General features: G+C 59.8%; 12 protein-coding genes and 1 pseudogene. 9 read left to right on the top strand and 4 right to left on the bottom strand.

Going from position 1 to position 19,289, the window contains the following annotated elements:
* Positions 1-7: 7 nt before the first annotated feature.
* The 4 genes from AC1DEM_RS13155 to AC1DEM_RS13140 are packed head-to-tail and all read right to left on the bottom strand — an operon-like array spanning position 8 to position 6,171.
* Positions 8-2,182, bottom strand: a complete 2,175-nt coding sequence (locus tag AC1DEM_RS13155; protein ID WP_476884786.1) for a glycosyltransferase family protein — start codon at positions 2,180-2,182, stop codon at positions 8-10.
* Positions 2,169-3,032, bottom strand: coding sequence for a hypothetical protein (locus AC1DEM_RS13150; RefSeq protein WP_476884785.1), 864 nt, complete (start codon positions 3,030-3,032; stop codon positions 2,169-2,171). The genes AC1DEM_RS13155 and AC1DEM_RS13150 overlap by 14 nt, the downstream gene beginning before the upstream one ends.
* Before the next feature lie 20 nt (positions 3,033-3,052).
* The gene (gene wecC / locus AC1DEM_RS13145; protein WP_476884784.1) at positions 3,053-4,306 is read right to left on the bottom strand and encodes a UDP-N-acetyl-D-mannosamine dehydrogenase; all 1,254 of its coding nucleotides are present in this window, start codon (positions 4,304-4,306) and stop codon (positions 3,053-3,055) included.
* A 14-nt stretch (positions 4,307-4,320) separates the two neighbouring features.
* Positions 4,321-6,171 carry a glycosyltransferase family protein gene (locus AC1DEM_RS13140; RefSeq protein ID WP_476884783.1) on the bottom strand — a complete coding sequence of 617 codons (1,851 nt, stop codon included), beginning with the start codon at positions 6,169-6,171 and terminating at the stop codon, positions 4,321-4,323.
* A 281-nt stretch (positions 6,172-6,452) separates the two neighbouring features.
* Between AC1DEM_RS13140 and AC1DEM_RS13135 the strand changes: the two genes are divergently transcribed.
* From AC1DEM_RS13135 to AC1DEM_RS13095, 9 genes and pseudogenes are all read left to right on the top strand, one after another.
* Positions 6,453-7,034 (top strand): YdcF family protein, encoded by a 582-nt coding sequence (locus tag AC1DEM_RS13135; RefSeq protein WP_476884782.1) that lies wholly within the window; start codon positions 6,453-6,455, stop codon positions 7,032-7,034.
* 75 nt (positions 7,035-7,109) lie between these two features.
* Positions 7,110-7,433 carry a hypothetical protein gene (locus AC1DEM_RS13130; protein WP_476884781.1) on the top strand — a complete coding sequence of 108 codons (324 nt, stop codon included), beginning with the start codon at positions 7,110-7,112 and terminating at the stop codon, positions 7,431-7,433.
* 54 nt (positions 7,434-7,487) lie between these two features.
* Entirely contained in the window at positions 7,488-8,633 is a 1,146-nt protein-coding gene (gene wecB, locus AC1DEM_RS13125) for a non-hydrolyzing UDP-N-acetylglucosamine 2-epimerase (protein WP_476884780.1), read from the top strand.
* A gap of 226 nt (positions 8,634-8,859) precedes the next feature.
* The gene (locus AC1DEM_RS13120; protein WP_476884779.1) at positions 8,860-9,558 is read left to right on the top strand and encodes a phosphocholine cytidylyltransferase family protein; all 699 of its coding nucleotides are present in this window, start codon (positions 8,860-8,862) and stop codon (positions 9,556-9,558) included.
* A 25-nt stretch (positions 9,559-9,583) separates the two neighbouring features.
* Complete coding sequence (locus AC1DEM_RS13115) at positions 9,584-11,449, top strand: TIGR03767 family metallophosphoesterase (RefSeq protein ID WP_476884778.1); 1,866 nt, start codon at positions 9,584-9,586, stop codon at positions 11,447-11,449.
* 150 nt (positions 11,450-11,599) lie between these two features.
* Positions 11,600-15,313, top strand: coding sequence for a bifunctional glycosyltransferase/CDP-glycerol:glycerophosphate glycerophosphotransferase (locus tag AC1DEM_RS13110; RefSeq protein WP_476884777.1), 3,714 nt, complete (start codon positions 11,600-11,602; stop codon positions 15,311-15,313).
* 271 nt (positions 15,314-15,584) lie between these two features.
* A complete protein-coding gene (locus AC1DEM_RS13105; protein ID WP_476884776.1) occupies positions 15,585-16,997 on the top strand; it encodes a glycosyltransferase family 2 protein in 1,413 nt (470 codons plus the stop codon).
* 447 nt (positions 16,998-17,444) lie between these two features.
* Positions 17,445-18,899 (top strand): glycosyltransferase family 2 protein, encoded by a 1,455-nt coding sequence (locus AC1DEM_RS13100; protein ID WP_476884775.1) that lies wholly within the window; start codon positions 17,445-17,447, stop codon positions 18,897-18,899.
* 110 nt (positions 18,900-19,009) lie between these two features.
* Positions 19,010-19,195 (top strand): annotated as a pseudogene (locus AC1DEM_RS13095) (transposase); the annotation flags it as partial.
* Positions 19,196-19,289: the final 94 nt, after the last annotated feature.

Here is a 19,289-nt window from a genome sequence, read left to right as displayed (position 1 = left end):
CGTGACTTCAGCTGCTGAATATTTCCTCCAGCCATTGTTCGCCCGTGGACCGCATGTCGAACCGTCGCACGTATTCTGCAGCGGCCCTGGCCTCTTCGGCATACGCTTCCGGGGAACTGTTGAGAGCGGAGACGAAGGCCCGGATCTGGGATGTGGTCTCGCCGGTCCAGCGGCTGCTAAATATGTCTTCCACTCCCGGCCTTTGCCAGAACAGCGGCACCGACCCTGACGCCATTCCCTCAGCCGGTGCCAGGTGGAAGCTCTCATCCGAACTGGGCGACAGAACATAGCCGATCTTCCGCAGCCAGGACGCCATGTCCGGGCCGAACGGTTCGAAGACTACGGCATCCCGCAGCGCCGGGGACCGTCCGATCCGGTCAAAGATTTCCAGGTACGCCTCCCGCTGGAACGGCTTCTTCCACTCGTAGGCGTATTCCCACGGCATTCGTCCGCGCACATGCAGCGTGTACCGGGGGTCCTCCTGCAGAAGCCCTTCCAGCAGGTCAAGGGCCCGGTCCAGGCGCTTACGCATGGGGACGATGCCCACCAGCCCCAGCCGGAAGCGATGATCAGGTTCCTTGGATCTGCGGAGGTCCATGAGGTCGACGGCGTTCGGGATGACCCGGAAAGCGGTGTCGGTCCAGGCCGTACTTGCGCGGGTGCGATCCACGTAGAGCCGTGAGACGCAGATCAGGGAGTCAATGTTGTCTGCGTCCACATCCTTCATCCAGGGACCGTTGAGCTCGAACATGTGAAGACGCACAATGAGCTTTTGCCTGCGGCGTTTGTTATTCGAGTACCAGACGGCGTTGGGGCCGCACCATTCGCAGATGATGACATCGGCCCAGTCCCTGAGCCGTTCGGACTCCTGGACGTCGTGGTGGTGCAGTGATTTCCAGTGGTCGAAGGCAAGCTCGATGTCATCGCGCATTTCGAGGACGGAAACGAGCTCGCCGGCAAACTTGAGATCGTGGCCTGCAATCAGGACCCTCGTCTTATGCTTGCCCCGCGGGCTGCGGACGTAGTCTGCCTCGGACCGCTCGAAATAGGCTTTCAACCGGGCCGCCGCTGACGAAATCGAGTAATGCCGGACGCGGTTGCTGACCGTCTTCTTCAGCTCGGCCAAGTTGTCCCTGGCACTCAGGAGGGTGCTGACCACTCCTTCGGTCGAATCGTCATCGACGTACAGCGGGTAGTCGGCGCCGAAAAGCTCAAGATGCTGGGCGTTGCGGTTCACCATGGGCGGCACCCCGAGGGCAGCGTACTCGAGAACCTTGGTGGAGATCTCGAGGCTTGCGTCCATGCTTCCGTCCCGCCAACTAAGGCCGACGTCGTGCCTGCTGACCTCCTTAGCGGCCGCATCGCGGGACATCCCGCCCAGCCAGTCAATGCCCGGCGAGCCCACAGCCTCCTCCATGGAGGCCGACCAGGACGGGTCCTGGTGATCATGCTGGAATTTGTCCCCGATCATCGTCACCGCCAGGGCTAGCTTTTGCTCCCCGCCCGCGGCGGGGAGGGAGCACATCTCGAGCGTGCGCCACTTCTTGGCAAACTTGCCGGAATAGACGGCACTCAATTTCCTACCGGTGGCCGGGGCATCCCCCCGCAGGTCAAAGTATTCATCGGGCACCATCGGCGTCAGGACAAGCGTCTTCCCGGCAGCTTCGGGAATCGTCGCTTCTACATAGGACCGCGCGGCCTCCGTCTGCACGAAGAAGCGCCGGCATTGTCCGACGGTCCGCCTAAGCATCGCAAGATCCTTTTCGGAAAGCCGGGAACTCGGATGAGCGATGTCCGTGATGTAGAGCCACGACTTGGGACCAAGGACTTTGGAGTTTGCGACGTGCGCGGCTACCTGGGTGCCGCGGGCGATCACGACGTCGAACGGCCTTTCCGCGTCAAGTTGGGCCATGCGCTGGGCTGCAACGCGTGGCTGCAGCGCCTCCATGCCCACGGTGTCGCCGGGCTGGGCGATCTCCACTCCGGGCAGCTCCGCTATCCGCTCAAGCAGCCGGGTCTTCGTGACCTCAGTCTTAAGCAGGACGCAGACGTTGGAGCCCGTCAGTGACAACGCCTCGGCCATGGAAACAAGCCACACGGAGGATCCGTCGATGATATTGAGGTCGACGTCCCCGTAGAGGAGGACCGTTCGCGTTGACCCGCTTGTGTCAGTGCGATCCAATGAGCGCTCCCTTGTTCATTTTGGCGAAAGTGTCGAGCGAATTGAGCAGCCCGAATTTGTAGTCTTCGGCCCACGCCTCCATGGAGGAACGATCCGAAAACACAACATCCGCTGCGGCTTCGAACTCCGTGGTGTAGGTGTCGGCCTCCCGCCGTGTCCTCACGAAGTAGGCAGGCATCCCTTGGGACCGGCACTCAGCGAGAGCCTGAAGGATGTCATTTGCAAGCAAGGTCCCCGCCGCGGAATCGGCGCCGAACCAGATCCCGGCGGTGAAGGCGCTGTCATCGAGAATCAGCGCGGAGCCGCGCCCATTCGCGATTTGGGCCGCTATGGTGCTGGGCCGCAGGGTTTCAAGCGCATACGCGTCGCCAAGGTACTGCTGAAGGTCCTGGCCCGCGATCGCGTAGACAATCCGTCCGCCCCACGGCGCCGTTGGAGGCGCTCCGAGGTAGCCGAGAATTTTGGCTTGACGGTCCCCGTCGTCCACGACGGCTGCCGCGAGCCGGCCCACCGCCCGGCCGGAGGCCGCAGTTGCGGGCGGAGCCGGTTCTTTCTTCACCGCCGCCGCGGCTGCCGTTTTCGGCACCTGGTGGTCCAGAACGGAAAGCCCGGCCACCATGTCGCGCAGCTCGCGGAAGCGCGAGCGGGCCTTCCTGGCTTCGGTTTCCTGAAGCCACCGCACGCTGACCAGCTGCGAAACGGCCAGCACCGCCATGAGCGTGAACAGTGCGAGGGACAGAACCGCGAACGCCGGGTGCCCGAACACCAAGTACAGGGATCCACCGAGCGCGGCCACCATCCCGCAGAGGGCCATCGCAACGACGCCCCGGCTCTTGAAGGCTGAGCGCATTCTCTGTTGGATTCGAAGAATCATGAGCTGAAAACCCCTCGGGTATCGACCAGGAGCTTGCCGGCCAGGACTTCGGGGGGCAGCGCACGGACGGCGTCATGGTCAACCAGCACCACCACCAGCGAGGAACGGCTCACGGCTTCCTCCAGCGGCATTAGCCGGACGTTGTCCTGACGCCGAAGGCTCCCGGGCAGCCTGTCGATGTGTGGCTCGGCCACGTTAATCCGGATTCCTGTCATCGATTCGGCGATGGCCTGCGCAATTTCAATGGCGGGCGACTCGCGCAGGTCATCGATATTTGCCTTGAACGCGAGCCCAAGGAGAGCAATCTCGGTGTTCTTGGGCAGCTTGGCGAAAGCAGCATGCACCTGGTCAAGGACCCAGCGGGGCTTGTCGTCGTTGACGGTCCGGGCTGTCCTGATCAAACGCGACTCGGCAGGCGCCGCAGCGACGATGAACCAGGGATCAACCGCGATGCAGTGCCCACCGACGCCGGGGCCCGGTTGCAGGATGTCGACGCGCGGGTGGTGATTTGCCAGCCGGATCAGTTCCCAGACGTTGATGCCCAACTTTGCACTAATGACCGACAGTTCATTGGCGAACGCAATATTGACGTCGCGGTAGGAGTTTTCGACCAGTTTGGCCATTTCCGCGGTCACGTCATCGGTGACCAGTATTTCCCCCTGGCAAAACACCGAGTAGAGCTCTTTAGCAAGATCCGCGGCCCGGCGGGTGACCCCTCCAACAATCCTGTCGTTGGTCACAAGCTCAATCATGACTTTGCCCGGCAATACTCGCTCGGGGCAGTGGGCCAGGAGAATCGCAGGCCTGCCGTCGGCGCCGTCCAGCGACAAGTCCGGCCGGAGCGAGACGATGTACTCGCCCAGGTGGCGAGTTGCCCCCGGGGGTGAGGTTGATTCCAGGATGATCAGTTCGCCGCCCTGCAGTACCGGCGCGATCCCCCGCGCGGCCGCCTCGATATAGCTCAGGTCGGCGCTCTTGTCAGCCGTGAACGGCGTCGGCACGGCCACAATGTACGCATCTGCGGCGGGCGTCTGGGTGGTTGCCTTGAGCCGGCCCTGGCTCACGGCTCCAGCGACGTGGATCCCGAGGTCCGGTTCAACAAAGGGGACCCGCCCATCGTTCACGGCGTCGACGGTCCGCTGATTGACGTCGACGCCGATCACGTCAAGGCCGTTGGTCGCCAGGATCGCGGCTGTAGGCAGCCCGATGTACCCAAGTCCAATGACGGCGATGGTCTGGAAGCTAGTCAATCTGTTGACCCCTATCAAAGCGTGATGAATTCACGTGGATTATCGAAAATTTGAATCTCGCCGGCCCCTGCGGGTCCGTCGTCCGGCACGCCCGGGCCCTTCCCGTCGTCGGCGCGCATCTGGCAGTAGTTGAATCTGTCGGCGGAGTAAATGGAGCCCTTGGCCGCCGCGACGGACGTAAGGAAGGCCGTGTCCTCGCCGTGGCTCAGCGCCTTAAACGGGTGCGCCTCAAAGACCGCCCTGGGTGCGGTGATGGTGGATCCAGCCACCTGCCCGCTGAACCGGTGCTCCTGGTGCGCAGCACGGAGCACCGTGGCCCGGCTGGGCCGCAAGTGCGAGTAGTGGGACTGCTTCCCCACCACGTCCGCGCCGGAATAAGTGAGCGCATGCAGCAGATCAACCAGATAGTTGGGCGCGTAGTAGTCCTCGCCGTCCATCCTGGTCAGCACCACCCCCGTCGATGCTTCAACGCACCGGTTGAGGCACTCCCCGAGAGTCAGGGCGGCCGGGGCAGGAAGGACTTTGTATTTCGCCACGCCATAGGTGTGGGCCAGCTCAGCGAGCAGGCCCTCGGCGGCTGCGAAGCCGCGAGTCAGCAGGACGAGCTCCAAGTCGACGCCGTCCTGGCCGCCGACGGTCTGAAATATTTGCCTCAGCTGTTGCGGGCTTGTTGCGCTCACCAATGCACTGGCTGACGGCAGGCCGACCGGCCCGCATCGTTCCGGCGCGACCGCTTGAACAATGGCTTCTGCTCGGTGCGCGTACGTATGCTCGCCCCAAATCCGGCGCTGGGCCTTGTGGACCGCCCTTTCATTGAATTCGGCGTCGGACGTCAGCCTCCGCAGCAACCTCTCCGCCTCAGGCTTGGCCCCGGCAACCAGCACCTCGCCGTCCTCGAAGAAGCGCGATATCGCCGCGCTGGGCGTCGAGACCACCGGTGTTCCCGAGGCCGTGATCTCAAAGATCCGCCGGGCGCACATGCTGGGCGAATCGGTCACGGAATTTACATTCAAGAAGGCCTTGTACGCCCGGTAGGCGGTCAGCATCTGGGCGTAGCTCAATGACCCGACAACGTGTTGGTCAAACGGCTCAGGGAACTGATATTTCTTGTCGCCTCCCAGTTGGCGGGAGAAGATTTCCAGCTCGGCGCCGCCCGATCCCGCTTCAGCAATGGCTGCGCCCAGGAGCATGTCCATCTGGGCGCGGCGTTGCGGAAACTTGTGGGCAAAGTACATCCCCGCGAAAGCCACGCCACGCGAGTGCCATCCGAGGCCGGTCCGGACAGGGTTGTGAATGGCTGGCTGGGCTGCAAAAGGAAGGGTGTCTATCTGGGTGTGGCCCAAATCCCTCACGTAATCAGGAATGCGGTCCGAATCACTCGTGAAGACGTGGTCGAACAGCTTGGCTGCGGGCAGAAAATCATCGTAATGGGGAGGATCTTCCTTATTCCAGAACACTGTAGGAATTCCCTGGGAACGGCACCAGTCCACCAGCCGGACCAGCTCGACACCTGGACCCGAAGAACCGGTGAGCTGATATTGCCAGGACCCGGAATTCCCGTTCCATGCAGATTCGACGAACAAGAAATCGATCCGAGTCTGGCCAAGTTGATCACGCCACTCTTCCCGGCGCAGTTCGACTAAATTCCACTCGAACCGCATAGCCGTGCGGGAGAAATCATCAAGAATCACGCCCACGTTCAGGTCTGCGCGCCGCGGCCCCTGTACAGAACTGTCGTACGGCCTGAACTGCAACTGGCGGTCTCCGCCCCGCCCGGACCATTCGCCCGCTGAACCCCTGGCCCGCGGCCGTACAGCAGAGTTCAAATGCCGCAGAGCCTTTCGCGTGTCGCTGAGGATGCCCATCAGGCCAGGCTCCTACGGCAAGTCATTCCGTCTGCAGGCACTACTCGGTTCTCCTCAGCGATGCGCCCCTCCGGCCAAGGTGCCAAAGGAAATCCGTCACAGGGCCAAAAAGACCCTGGGCCCCCTACCTTCATCGAAGGTAGGAGGCTCAGGTAAAGGGAATGGCGGTCCAAGATGAACGAAGGCCAAACAACACCGGACCACTCTGCTGTTGGGAAAGTTTCTCCGCAGGGATCCGCCACCATTTCTTCCACTCGCCAGCGCGTGAAAGACTTTCAGCCGTGCCTCTTTCTGTCCCCGCGGTAAATACCGCCACCCGCCGGGTGCTCGCCTTCACCGCCGGGGGCGTCCTGCTGTGGCTGATCATCGCCGTTCAGCTGTTCATCAACGTGGATCCGCTCAGCGTGCACCGGACGGACGCCGTCATCATGCTGGGCGGCGCGGCCTCCGAACGTCTGCCAGTGGCCCGCCAGGTCCAGGCCGAATTTCACATCCCGGTTTTGGTGATCTCGCACACGGACACTTTCGGCAACCGTGAGGCGGATGAGGCTTGCAATTCAGCCGCCTTCCCCAACGCGGCTGTCATCTGCTTCCGCCCCCCGGACCTGGACACCCGCGGGGAGGCGCGGGCAATCTCCCGCCTGATCGAGGCCAATGGCTGGAAGTCCGTCACCGTGGTGACCTCCAGCTATCACGTCACCCGCGCGGGCCGTCTCATAGGACAGTGCACGACGGCGGAAGTCCAGATGGTTGCCTCGCATCCAAGTCTGGACTTGGGCCAATGGATCCGGCGCTTCGTCATCGAAACCGGAGGACTGATCGACGCTTCCTTGCGGCCGGAATGCGCCAATCATGGCGCATAAATGTAAGAATTGAACCTCGTCAGGTTGCAGCCGTCTGCCTGATCGACCATTCATTGAGCCGAGGAGGACGATACGTTGGAGAACCCTGCCGACGGCGCTCCCCCGCTGGTCGCGGCCCCGCGACACTTGCGCCGGCGCCGCCTGCACGAGGACATTCCAGATATGCTTCTGGTCCCGGATGCCGCGCCGCTTCCGCTGTCCGCGGTCCGCGCATCGCGTGAACCGACCACACAGCAGCAGGAAAGCGAACGGTCAGCGCCGGCCAAGCGGGCCGCAAATCTGGACCTCGACGACGCGGAAGTCGCCTACCGCCGCAAGCGCCTGGCGGCACTGATCGCCGTCGTCTTCGTCGCGGTCAGCGTCCCGGCTCTCGTGATCGCCTTGTTGCTGCTGGGCTGAACCGGCCCCGCTAGCCTTTACACACCACAACCAACCTTTTCTGGGGGATAGTCCATGCACAGCATCATGCCGATTTTCGGAACAAGGCCGGAAGCCATCAAGATGGCGCCGATCGTCAGTGCCCTGCAGGAGTCTCCGCACTTCCGCTGCATTGTGACAGTCACGGGCCAGCACCGCGAGATGCTGGACCAGGTCAACGAATTGTTCGGCATCGTTCCGGACCATGACCTCAACATCCTGCAGCACCGCCAGTCGCTGTCCGCCATCATGACGCGCACCATCGACGGCTTGGAAACGCTCTTCGCCCAGTCGCGGCCCGACGCCGTGGTTGTCCAGGGCGACACCACCACGTCCACGGCTGCCGCCATCGCGGCGTTCTATCACGGCATCCCGGTGGTCCATGTCGAGGCCGGCCTGCGCAGCGGCGTCCTGCTCTCCCCCTTTCCGGAGGAAGCCAACCGCAAGATCACCAGCCAGATCACCCGCCTACACCTGGCACCCACCTCCACCAGCAGGGAAAACCTGCTGAGGGAAGGCATCAGCCCCCAGGACATCGTGGTGACCGGCAACACGGTGATCGACGCCCTGCTCGCCACAGTGGACAAGCAGCTCCCCTTCACGGACCCCAGGCTGGAAGAACTTGCCGCCAGTGGCCGACGGATCCTGCTGGTTACCACGCACCGTCGTGAGAACCAGGGCGAATCCATGCGCGGCGTGGGGCGGGCGCTGGCCCGGATCGCCGACGCCGAGCCGGACCTCGTGATCGTCCTGCCCGCCCACAAGAATCCCGTGGTGCGCGAGGCAGTGCTTCCCGCACTGGAGGGCAAGGCCAACGTCCTGGTGACCGAACCGCTTGCCTACGGCGAATTCACCCGGCTGCTGTCCGTTGCCCATGTGGTGCTGACGGACTCGGGCGGAGTCCAGGAGGAGGCCCCAAGCCTGGGCAAGCCGGTCCTGGTGATGCGGGAAAACACGGAACGGCCCGAAGCCCTTGAAGCCGGCACCGTGAAGCTGATCGGTACGGACGAAGAACGGATCGTCACCGAGGTGACCCGCCTGCTCCATAACCCCGGACATTTTGCCGCGATGGCAAACGCCGTCAACCCCTACGGGGACGGCAAGGCGGCCGCGCGGACCGTGGCAGCCATCGAGGAACTGGTGGGCGTGGGATCCCGGATTAGCGAGTTCACCGGCGGGTAAGCGCCAGTCGCAATATTGCGCCCACGGCAACGGGATGTCATCCGGGGAGTTAACACTGCGTTAACTGAGAGTGGCCACCACTATTCGGCGCCACGGTGCCCAAGCCCTTATGCTTGGACGCGGGGCAGCGCCCTCTGGCCGGTCCATACGGTTCCGGGGCGATCTCTAGCGATGCAATGGCTCACCGCTCCCGCCACCAGGATCGCTCGTAGAAGAGGAAAGACAAATGAGAGTTCAGGCAGTAATTCTTGCCGCCGGAATGGGAACGCGGCTTGCGCGCCCGCACCCGAAGCCCATGACGGAGCTTAGTGACGGACGCACCATCATGCACCAGCAGGTCCACAACCTGCAGAAGGCATTCGGCAAGGGGCTCCGGCTCACCGTTGCCGTCGGTTTCAAGCTCGAGATGATCCTCGAACACGTTCCGAACGCGTCGTTTGTGTACAACGAGAATTTTGATCAGACCAACACCTCCAAGAGCCTCCTGAAGGCGATCCGGAATTCGGCCAAGGGCGGCGTCCTCTGGATGAACGGCGACGTCGTGTTTGACCCCGACATTCTTCAGATGCTGGCGCCCTACATCAAGCGTGATGAATCCTTCATCACCGTTGATGTGTCCTCGGTTTCCGACGAGGAAGTCAAATACACCACTGACGCTGACGGCAACATCCTGGAGCTGTCCAAGACTGTCCCCGCCGACGTTGCCCAGGGCGAGGCTGTCGGCATCAACTACGTCAGCTCCAAAGACAAGAAGAAATTCCTCAAGCGACTCATCGAAGTCGACGACCAGGACTACTTCGAGGCCGCGATCGAGTTGACCATCAAGCAGGACGACGTCAAGTGGACCCCCGTGGACATCAGCGATTTCTACGCTGTGGAGGTCGACTTCCCGGACGACCTGGCCCGGGCCAACGCCAGCCTCTAAGGGCAGCTCAGCAGTCCGAAGCTTGGTGGCTCAGGCGACTGACGCCACCGCAAGCCGAGCGCAACAGCAAGGGTTACAACAGCAAGTGCGACACCCGAACAACACGCCTGTCTCACGGCGAAGGGCAATCCGGTGGTCTCTCGCTGGTGCGGTAGGCGTCACTGTGCTGGGGGTTTCCGGATCAACACCGGAATCCTCCTCCAAGTCCTCGGGGAACGCACAGGCAGATCCGGAGCCGGCAGCACCGCTGTCAACACTGGAAGCCACCGTCATCTTAGGGTCCCGGTCCGCGCCTCGCCTGCCTTACCAGAGGCTGGCGCGCGGACCGGCCCTTGAGACACTAGTCCGTGAGGACCTCTGCACCCGGGGCCGCGCTGTTAGCCGCCGACGAATCGGCCTGGCAACGTTCGGGCATCTGACGGACGCGCACGTTCTCGACGCAGCCAATCCCGGCAGGCTGTCCTTTCTGTGGCAATACTTTGACTTCGCGGACGGGTACCCTTCGTCCGGGAGGTTTAGGCCCCAGGATCTCCTAACGGTCCACGTTTTGGACGCGACGGTCCGCAAGCTCAACGCCGTCCGCTTCGGCCCCATCGGACAACGCGCTATTGACTGCTTAGTGACTACGGGCGATCTCACCAACACCTTTGCCCTCAGCGAACTGTCGGCCGCAGTCGGTGTTTTCAAGGGGGGATCCGTGACCTCACATCCCACCGCCGCCTACCGCGGCGTCCAGGATCACGGTCCGGCTCCTAGCGAGCTGTCGAAGAGCGTTTGGCATCCCGAGCCGGAAATTACCCTGGTCTCCCCGGATGATTGGAAGGCGCTTCACGGTTACCCTACCGTTCCCGGATTTCTCACGGCGGCCATCAAGCCGGTGAACGCGCAGGGTTCAGCTTTTCCGTGGTACATCGGCGTGGGAAATCACGATGAAGCCGGTCGGTCTCCTTCGGACCCGATTTCCTCCAAGGCGGAGTTCGTTGACACCCTTCGAGTCGGTGACCGGCTTCCGCTTAGGCTCCCGCAAGGCATGGACACCACTGACTTCTGGAAGGATGTCAATAGTTCCAATGGCGGCGAACGGCGCAGGCTTATCAAGTCAATGCCGTCCCGAACCGTGAGTGCCTCGAAACTACGCCGCCCGTTCACCAAGGCAGAGTTCATGGACGCCTTGCCGGCCGGTGAAACCAAGGTGCAGTTTGGATCCGGCCCTGACTCCGAGGCGACGCCGTACTACACCTTCGACCTCTCTCCTGACGTAGTCGGCGTCATGCTGAACACGGCGAGCCCGGACGGGAGCACTGTGGCCGTCCTGGATGCAGCCCAGGCCGACTGGCTTGAGGAACAACTCAAGGGTGTATCTGCGAAATCCTACGATTCCAAGGGCAGGCTTACCGCATCCACTGCCCACGACCGTCTCGTGGTGTTGTTCAGCCACCATCCGCTGTCCACCTTTGATAAGGAGGAGCAATCCTCCGACGGCGGCCGGCCGCCGTTGAATCGATCGGCACTCCTGGGGCTGCTGTCCCGCTACCCCAACGTGGTCGCCTGGATGAACGGCCACAGGCACAAGCACAAAGTGACCCCGCACCAAGCCAAATATGAATATGGTGGATTCTGGGAAATTACCACGGCTTCCCTCATCGACTATCCGCAGCAATCGAGAATTGTCGAGCTTATGGATAACGGCGACGGAACGCTGTCAATTGCGGCCACTTTGGTGGATCATTCGACGCCGGAGAGCGTGCGGCACGAGGGCGAGCAAACTGCCCAGTCCCTTGCGGCCCTGAGCCTTGAACTCGCCATGAACCGTCCAGGGCTGGACCGCATTGAGATGAGTGGCGGCATCAAGGACCAGAATGTTGACTTGATCCTCAAGAAGCCCTTCTAAGCTTCAGCCCACCTGGATCGGCCTGTCGCGGGACGCCGTGCCATTATTGACAGAGTGTCCATCGGGCGGCGCGGAGGCCGCACCCATCTACTTGTACCCAAAGACGGAACAACCGCCGGTTGGAAACAGACGAAAGAAGCGAATTCAAGAATGCCAGGTCGCAGAGAGAGCCAAGCCATAGCTTCGTTGAAGGCCGCTGCCAAGAGGAACCTGCGGCGCGTGTGGCGGGCGCTGCCGCCGCAGCATCAACAGCAGATCCGAAAGTTGGCCCATCCGGCCAATCTGGCAAAAGTCCAACGTGCGCTCAACGCGTCCCCGCTGGGCCTCTTGCAGCTACCACAGCTCTCCGTTGTGGTCCTAGTGGCAGACTACGCTTCCGATCCAGATAAGACGCTGAGAAGCCTGGTTGGCCAGAAACCCGCCTTGGAAATGATCGTCATTGATACATCGTCGGGCGGCGTGGGGAAGGGAGCAGTAGAGCCGTTCGTGAAGCGTGACCGCCGGGTAAAGTACCTCGCATTTTCCGGCGTCGGCGAGGAAGAAGCCCGCGCCCGCGCCGTGGCCTCTTCCCGGGCCCCGTACCTCATGTTCCTCACGGCGGGAGATGTGGTTGAAAAATACAGCTTGGACACCATGCTCCGCTCGCTGCGGGAGACCGGCTCGTCCTTCGCCGTCGGCATGACCGGAATCGTGAAGGGCAAAATTAGCTCCACGTCGCCGCGGCAGCAGAAAATCCACGCGAAACCCCGGCCCAGGGCCAGTTTTACGGACGTCCCGGAGATCCTCGTGGATGGCGCCCTTGCCAACAAACTATTCAGGCGTGACTTCTGGATTTCGGCTAGCGCCGACGTCCCAGTGGATCGCGAACACTGGCAGTACGAGGCCGTTGCAACCCTGTACACGCGCGCCAAGTCATTCGACGTTCTTAACCGCAAGGTCGTCAATACATCCTTGGACTCCGCTATCCGGCCCCCGTCCCGCGAGCTGATCTGCCAGCCGGGATACCTCGAAGACCGCCTGCACCGTCTCGAGTCCCTGGCCGCTGGAGTCCGCACGGTGTTGGCGCCCGATGACTATCGGAGTTTACTTTCCGAAGAACTGGGAAACGGGCTATTCCGGTACTACGAGGTGGTGCCCCGCACCGGCCCCGAGTACTGGGATTTGCTGCACGCCACCGTGCTGCGCCTTAGCGAAGGTCAGGAACTGGACTGGGATCTCATTCGGATCCACAACCGGCTGATCCTCTCCGCCGTCATCGCGAACAAGCGCGAGGACGTTGTCCGCATCTGCAATCACCGGAGCGACTACGCGTCCAGCTTCCCAACGCAGGTGACGGATTCCGGGATTCTCGCTCAGCCCCGGTATCTGGAGGAACTCTCAGCCTACGAACCCGGGCTCCTGTCCTGCCGCGATATTGACCTGCGCCTGGTCAGCAAGATGACCAGCTTCGACTGGCAGGACGACGGCCAGCTAGTAATCGGCGGTCACGCGTATATCTCCTCCGTGGACCCGAACAGCGGCAACCTCTCCATCCAGGCTTCCCTGGTCAACACCAGCTCCGGCGAGACTGTCCCCCTTGCTGTGGCGCGCCACTCGGACAAATCTATCGATTGGGAGTCCAACGACAACTGGACGTCCTACGCCGACGCGGGTTTCACTGCCACCATTGACCCGGCCGTGGTGCTTGAAGAGAAGGGGGCTGCAGTCCCCGCCAGCTGGCACGTTCTCCTGACCGTCAGTGCCGGCGGGCAAACGCTCTCAGCGCCTCTGACGCGCCGTGATCTCAACGGTGCAACTGGTCGGCTGCCCGTGGGGCCCATGCAGGACATCACAAGGTTGGCCGTGGAGATGCGCGTATCAACCACCGGCCTGACTTTGATTCCGGTCACACCACGGTATGTGGCTACATCCGTGGAGCTGGAGGGACGAACTCTGAAGCTCACCGTCGAGGCCCATGCGGCCCCTGTGGCCCCCAGGGTTTCCATGGAGAGCCGAAAGTTTGGCATCCGGAAGACTGCTACCTGCCAGGACGTGGCCGGGAACCGAGCCGTCTACACCATCGACATCCCGGCGCTCGCAACAGCAGCCGAGGCAACAGTCGAGTACGAGTGGCAGCTGCGTCTGGACAACGGACTTAATGCGCCTCAGCCAGTGGCGTGGCAGGGCGGCACCCACGAGCTCGAGGCCCAGTCCAACCAGACCCGAAGCCTCAGGGTGGGACTGACAGGTTACGGGTTCATCACCGTCCAGGAGCGCAAGAGCCGCATTAGTGCGTCCAAAGTCGAAGTTTCACCCGACAAACGCATCCTACGGATCGAAGGCACTGCAGATCTGCCGATGACCCCGGTCCCCCGCCTTGTCCTCGCCAGCGGGAAGGCCGTCATCCCTGCGACTAACGTCATCTTGACGGTCCGCACCAATGGGGGAAGCAACGTCTTCACTGCCGATTTCCTGTTGCCCCAGCGGCCCTGGGGCGGCGACGAGGTAATGCCGGAAACCGGGGCCTACAGCGTGCGTCACGTCCCGCCCGGGGTCGCCGACCACCTCGGGTACTGGATCCCGGCGTCGCCCGGACTACAGTCGCAGATGCCCGCGCGAATGGAAGCGGACCGGCTCGAAATCGGAGTCAGCCGCACGCCAGGGAACGGTGGGCTAACTATCCACCTTCGCCCGCCTTTCGCCGCTGATGAGATTGGCAGATTCGCCCAACAAACGCTGCGCACGCCGGCAACCCTGGCCGGAAGCGCGGAGCTCAAGGACGCCGTCCTGTTCATGTGCTTCGGTGGGCGCCGCGCCACCGACAGCCCCCGTCGCCTCCTGGAGGAATTCCAACGGCGGGGAACCCCGTGGCCCATGTACTGGGCGGTCGCGGACCACTCCGTGCCCATACCTGCCGGAACCTCACCGGTGTTGATTGGTTCCAGGTTGTGGTACCAGCTCTTGACCGAGACCCGGATCCTGATCAACAACAACAACTTCCCGTTCTACTTCCGCAAGCGCGAGGGGCAGGTCTACATCCAGACATGGCACGGCACTCCGCTTAAGAAGCTGGGCAACGACGTCGCCCGGACCAGCTTCTCCCTGTCCTACTGGAACCTCATGTGGCGGGAGGCGGAGTACTGGGATGCCCTCTTGGCGCAGAACGAATACGCCGCCGGGGTCCTTGCCAACTGCTTCGGGTTCGAGGGACGGGTTGTGGCCGAGGGCTATCCCCGTAACGACAGCCTCGCCCCCGAGCGGATGGAGCAGAACCGGGCCGGCATCCGCGCCAAGCTCGGAATCCCCGACGGCAAGACTGCGATCCTTTATGCCCCCACCTGGCGCGACGATGCAAAGAACGCCGCACGGCAGTACGAAATGGTCAGCTACCTCGATTTCGAAAAGGCCCAGAAGCAGCTGGGCAGCGATTACGTGCTGCTCCTGCGCGGACACCACAACATAGCTGGCCAGCGGCAGACGGCGGCAAACAAGTTCGTCATCGATGTGACCGAGTACCCGGAAGTCAACGACCTCTACACGGCCGCGGACATCTTGGTGAACGACTACTCATCCGTCATGTTCGACTTCTGTGTCACGGGCAAGCCAATTATCTTCCTGACACCGGACATCGCGCAGTACCGGGACGAGACACGCGGCTTCTACTTCGATCTTGAAGAAATGGCACCGGGTCCCCTGCATAACACCACGGAGGAAGTCGTCCAGTCCATCAAGGATATTTCTGCCGTTTCCAGCCTTTACGCCCTCAAATACGAGGCATTCGTCAAGATGTTTGCCCCGCACTGCGACGGTGAGGCTACAAGCCGGGTCTTTGATGCGCTATGGCCGGACAAGGAAGCCATCGGCATCACCGCAAGCCCCGACTGACCGAGCGACCGGCACCTCCCGAGTATGCGATCGGCAGCCCCTCAGCTGCGTGGATCAAACCAGCCACAGCAAAGCGAGGTCCCCGCACACGCCTGACCAGGTGGATGTGTCCCAAACGCACTGACAGATTCCGCCGCCGCCAACGGGGACTCGGCAAGCAAAAATCAATCGAGTTTGAGACAATATACAAGACCACCCAAACGGCCCCCCAAATATCAACCAACGGGTAACGTAAGAACTGGGATGACCCAAGTCCAAAGAACGGAAAACAGTGCGGCAGCAACCTCGCCTAAGCATCGTCATGCCCGTGTACAACGCCGCAACGTACCTGCGCGAAACTCTCGATTCGCTCCCGGCTCAAACATCGCAAGACTTTGAGCTGATTGCTGTCGACGACGGATCAACGGACGACAGTCTTGAAATCCTCAACGACTACGCTGCCAAGCATAGTAACTGTATCGTCCGCGGGATCCCGAACAGCGGTTCAGCGGCACTCCCACGGAATGTTGCTCTGGACATAGCGAGAGGCGAGTTTGTCTTTTTTCTCGACTCCGATGACCTGATCGCTCCGCAAACCGTGAAGAACCTTTTGAAGGCGGCTGACGAGTCGGGATCCGACGTCGTCCTCTGCAAGATGGAGAACTTCGGTATCGGAACGCGGTCCCTGCCTCGCTCCGTTTTCAAGACCGAACGTCGCGCCGAGGATTTCATAGACAGCTTCGCCTACCGCACCTTGAGCCCGATGAAGATGTTCCGGCGCTCCATGATCGAACTGCATAGGATCCGATTCCCGCTAGGGTACAGCAACGGCGAAGACCAGCCATTTGTGATGCGGGCTTACCTCGAATCAAACCACATTTCAGCGATCTCCGACCAAATCTACTACTGGATACGAAATCGTCCCGACGGCGTTCCAGGCACACCCTCCGCCGGAAACATAAGCAAAGCCGGCCAGCCGCCGGGAAAGGATCTGACGAAGAACCTGACGGTCATCGACGTGGTCGAGAGGCACACAGATTCCGGCGTCCGGCGCGACATGCTCCTCGAGCGGTTCTTCACTGGAGGGGCCGGACTCACGCTCGCGTTCAACCGTCGTTTCCTCGCGCTCGACCGTAGTGAGCAGCAACAATTGATCGACCGGGCTCGCAAGGTGTCGCATCTCTGGAACGACCGACTACGAGGGAATGCGAACAGTCACATTCGTGAACTGCTTGACACGCTCTTCTCAAGTTCCCCCGAGGAGGTCGTGGCGATGATTGCAAAACCTAACCCCGAAGAATTGGTGCTCAAGCTCAAGGAACGAATCGACCGATCCCCCCAGCTTCCACTCACATTCATTAAGTCGAGGATGTACAACCCTACTTGTTTAGTTCTCGAACATGTCGTGCTCAATCATCGAATAGCCTTTGACCTAAATTGGACACGAGATGGTTGGCGCCTATCCGTCGTCGGAAGAGACGCGGACTCAAAGCGCTTCCTCCGTGATTTGCTAGTTGGTCGAGCAAGTCTCTTACAGCAAAATGGGGAACGCCACAACCTTGCCAGTTGGGATTCTGGGACGGATGCTTCTGTTTTACTTTCTGACATACTCACCCAAATGTTATGGACAATCCACTTCGCGCTCTCCGTACTCTACGAGGGCAAAACACCCGCGGTGATTCAGGAGGGTCTGCCCAAGGCTTGATTGCCATCTGAGTTGTGACCTCTTGGCTCGCAGGTGAAAAAATGTTGAACGTGCCTAAAGCTTTTCCTGATGGGTTCGCCGCGCCGTGGTCGCGGTGGCCCGCAAGGGCGAATCCCTGGTCCAGGATCGGAGGACTTTGGTGTTTCCCCGGCAGCCTGTCATCGGTGGTTGAAGCTCTCTGACGTCCAGGACGGGGTGGTTCCCGGGGTTCGCGGCTGCACGCAAGGATCCGGTCAGATCGTGCGCAGCAAATATTTCCCTAATTTATCCGTCAAACGTCATTCGGGGCCTCTTCCCGGGCGACTTTGGTGAGACTAGACACCGTCATCAAACCGGCTCTTCGTGGTTGTTGGCGAATTGATTCCGCGTCGTAGATAAAGAATGGGCCCATGGCCCTGCTGGGCTGAGTGTGGCTAAGCATTCAAACCAGGGACAGGACCACGATCCTTGATTGAGACTACCTGGGCGGCGGCTGCTGCTCCAGGGGACTTCCCGGATGCTATAGACTTATGGCACAAAAATGCCTATAAAGACAATCAGATATTTTTTCACAAGAATAATTTAGGACGAAGTATGCCCTCTACATGGTCATTGGTTACCACAGTAAAAGCACCTGACGAATTAATAGAAAAGTTCATTCACCATTACATCAATCTCGGCGTTTCAAAAATGTATATATTTCTGGACTCCCCAATTGATCAAGATATATATAATAAGCTAAATGATGATCGAGTTGTCTTCTTCTTATGTGATGACAATTTCTGGAAAGACAGAGAGCATTTCAACCCATTAAGATATAAAAAAGGTCAGCGTCCTGATTATGTCGAGTATAGGCAGTATCATAATTTGCTTCACGCGTCGTCCATCTGCCAAACAGAATGGTTGCTAAATGTCGATATTGATGAATTGCTTTTCCCGGTAAATAACATAGAAGAAGAGCTATCATACGTTCCGAGCAATATATTTTCTGTTTTAATTCGGCCCCTGGAGGCTGTTTATTTAAACAAGGAACCCGCGTCGCTGATCAATACATTTGATACGAGGTACTTCAAATCAAGAAGAAAGCTTGACTATAGTTTCTGGAATGAAATTTATCCAGATGAAGGACTGAAGCATAAGTCTGGATTCTTTGGTCATGTCACCGGTAAAAGCTTTATCAGAACATCCGAGGATATTTTTAGACCATCTTGCCATCTGCCAATTCCCATGAATGAAAGTTTCTCTCACGGATTCGTGATTAACTCAATGTTTATACTGCATTTTGAGGCAATGACAAGACCACTGTTTGTGCAGAAAATGATTAACCGTGCAGGCAAGGTTTACAACACCCCGTTCCTAGATGAGGCGTCTAAGATTAGAACCAGATACCTTACGGATCGTTATGCGGAGAGCGGTGAAGAATCACTTCACGATGCATATTTAAAGATGCATGTTTTTGATGAGCATAAAATGTCAAAATGTTTAGAAACTGGATTTGTAGTTAACATTGATGACCGGAAGTTTGTAAATAAGAATGTTACTAACTCACATGGTGATATTATGGCCTATTCTGTTTATGAGGATATGGTTAGGGCGGTGGATGAAGCGGTGCTAGATAACGCTAGCTTTATCCCCATCAGGATTACTGCTAATTATGATAGCTCTGAATGTTTCATATCATTCATTCAAGACGGAAAGGCGAATTTTGTCTGTTCGGACAGGGACGGCGTTCCGCGGAAATCCAGAGGGAATGTTGCTCAGGTCTTCGGATTAAGCAAGGACAAAAACGGATTTATATCTATTAAATTTGACTTTAAATACGATGAAAAAAGGAAACCTCAATTTCTCTCCGCAAATAAATCTGGTTCGGTTGCGTTCTCTAAGGAAGTTATAATGGATTGGGAGAAGTTTAACTTAAATTAATACAAAGGCGCTTTTGCCCCTTTTCGACTTACATCGCAAGTCGGTTAATCTTTCTTCCAGATCCATTGATTTAACAGAAAGGCCGGCGATACCAAGCTTCCGGGTTCGACAGCACCATGAAGGCAGCAAGATACATCGGCATTACCCCCTCGGACTGGTCCTCCGGGACGATGAACCAGTCCCGCCTAGCCATCAGCAAAGAGGGACCGGCACCCCTGCGCCTGGCCTTCTACCAGGCCGGCAGCACCCCCGGACCATGGAACCACAACTGGCCGCGTTCTATCACCGGTTCATGACCGAACGCGGCCACTGCCATACCCAGGCCACCATCGGTGTAGCCAGGAAGCTGGCTGAAAGAACCTGGAAAACCGGCTCTTCACGGTTAGTGGG

The organism is Arthrobacter sp. 05T420, from assembly GCF_056396305.1.
Note: the sequence above shows the minus strand (reverse complement) of the source record. Positions and strands in the feature narration are given on the sequence as shown.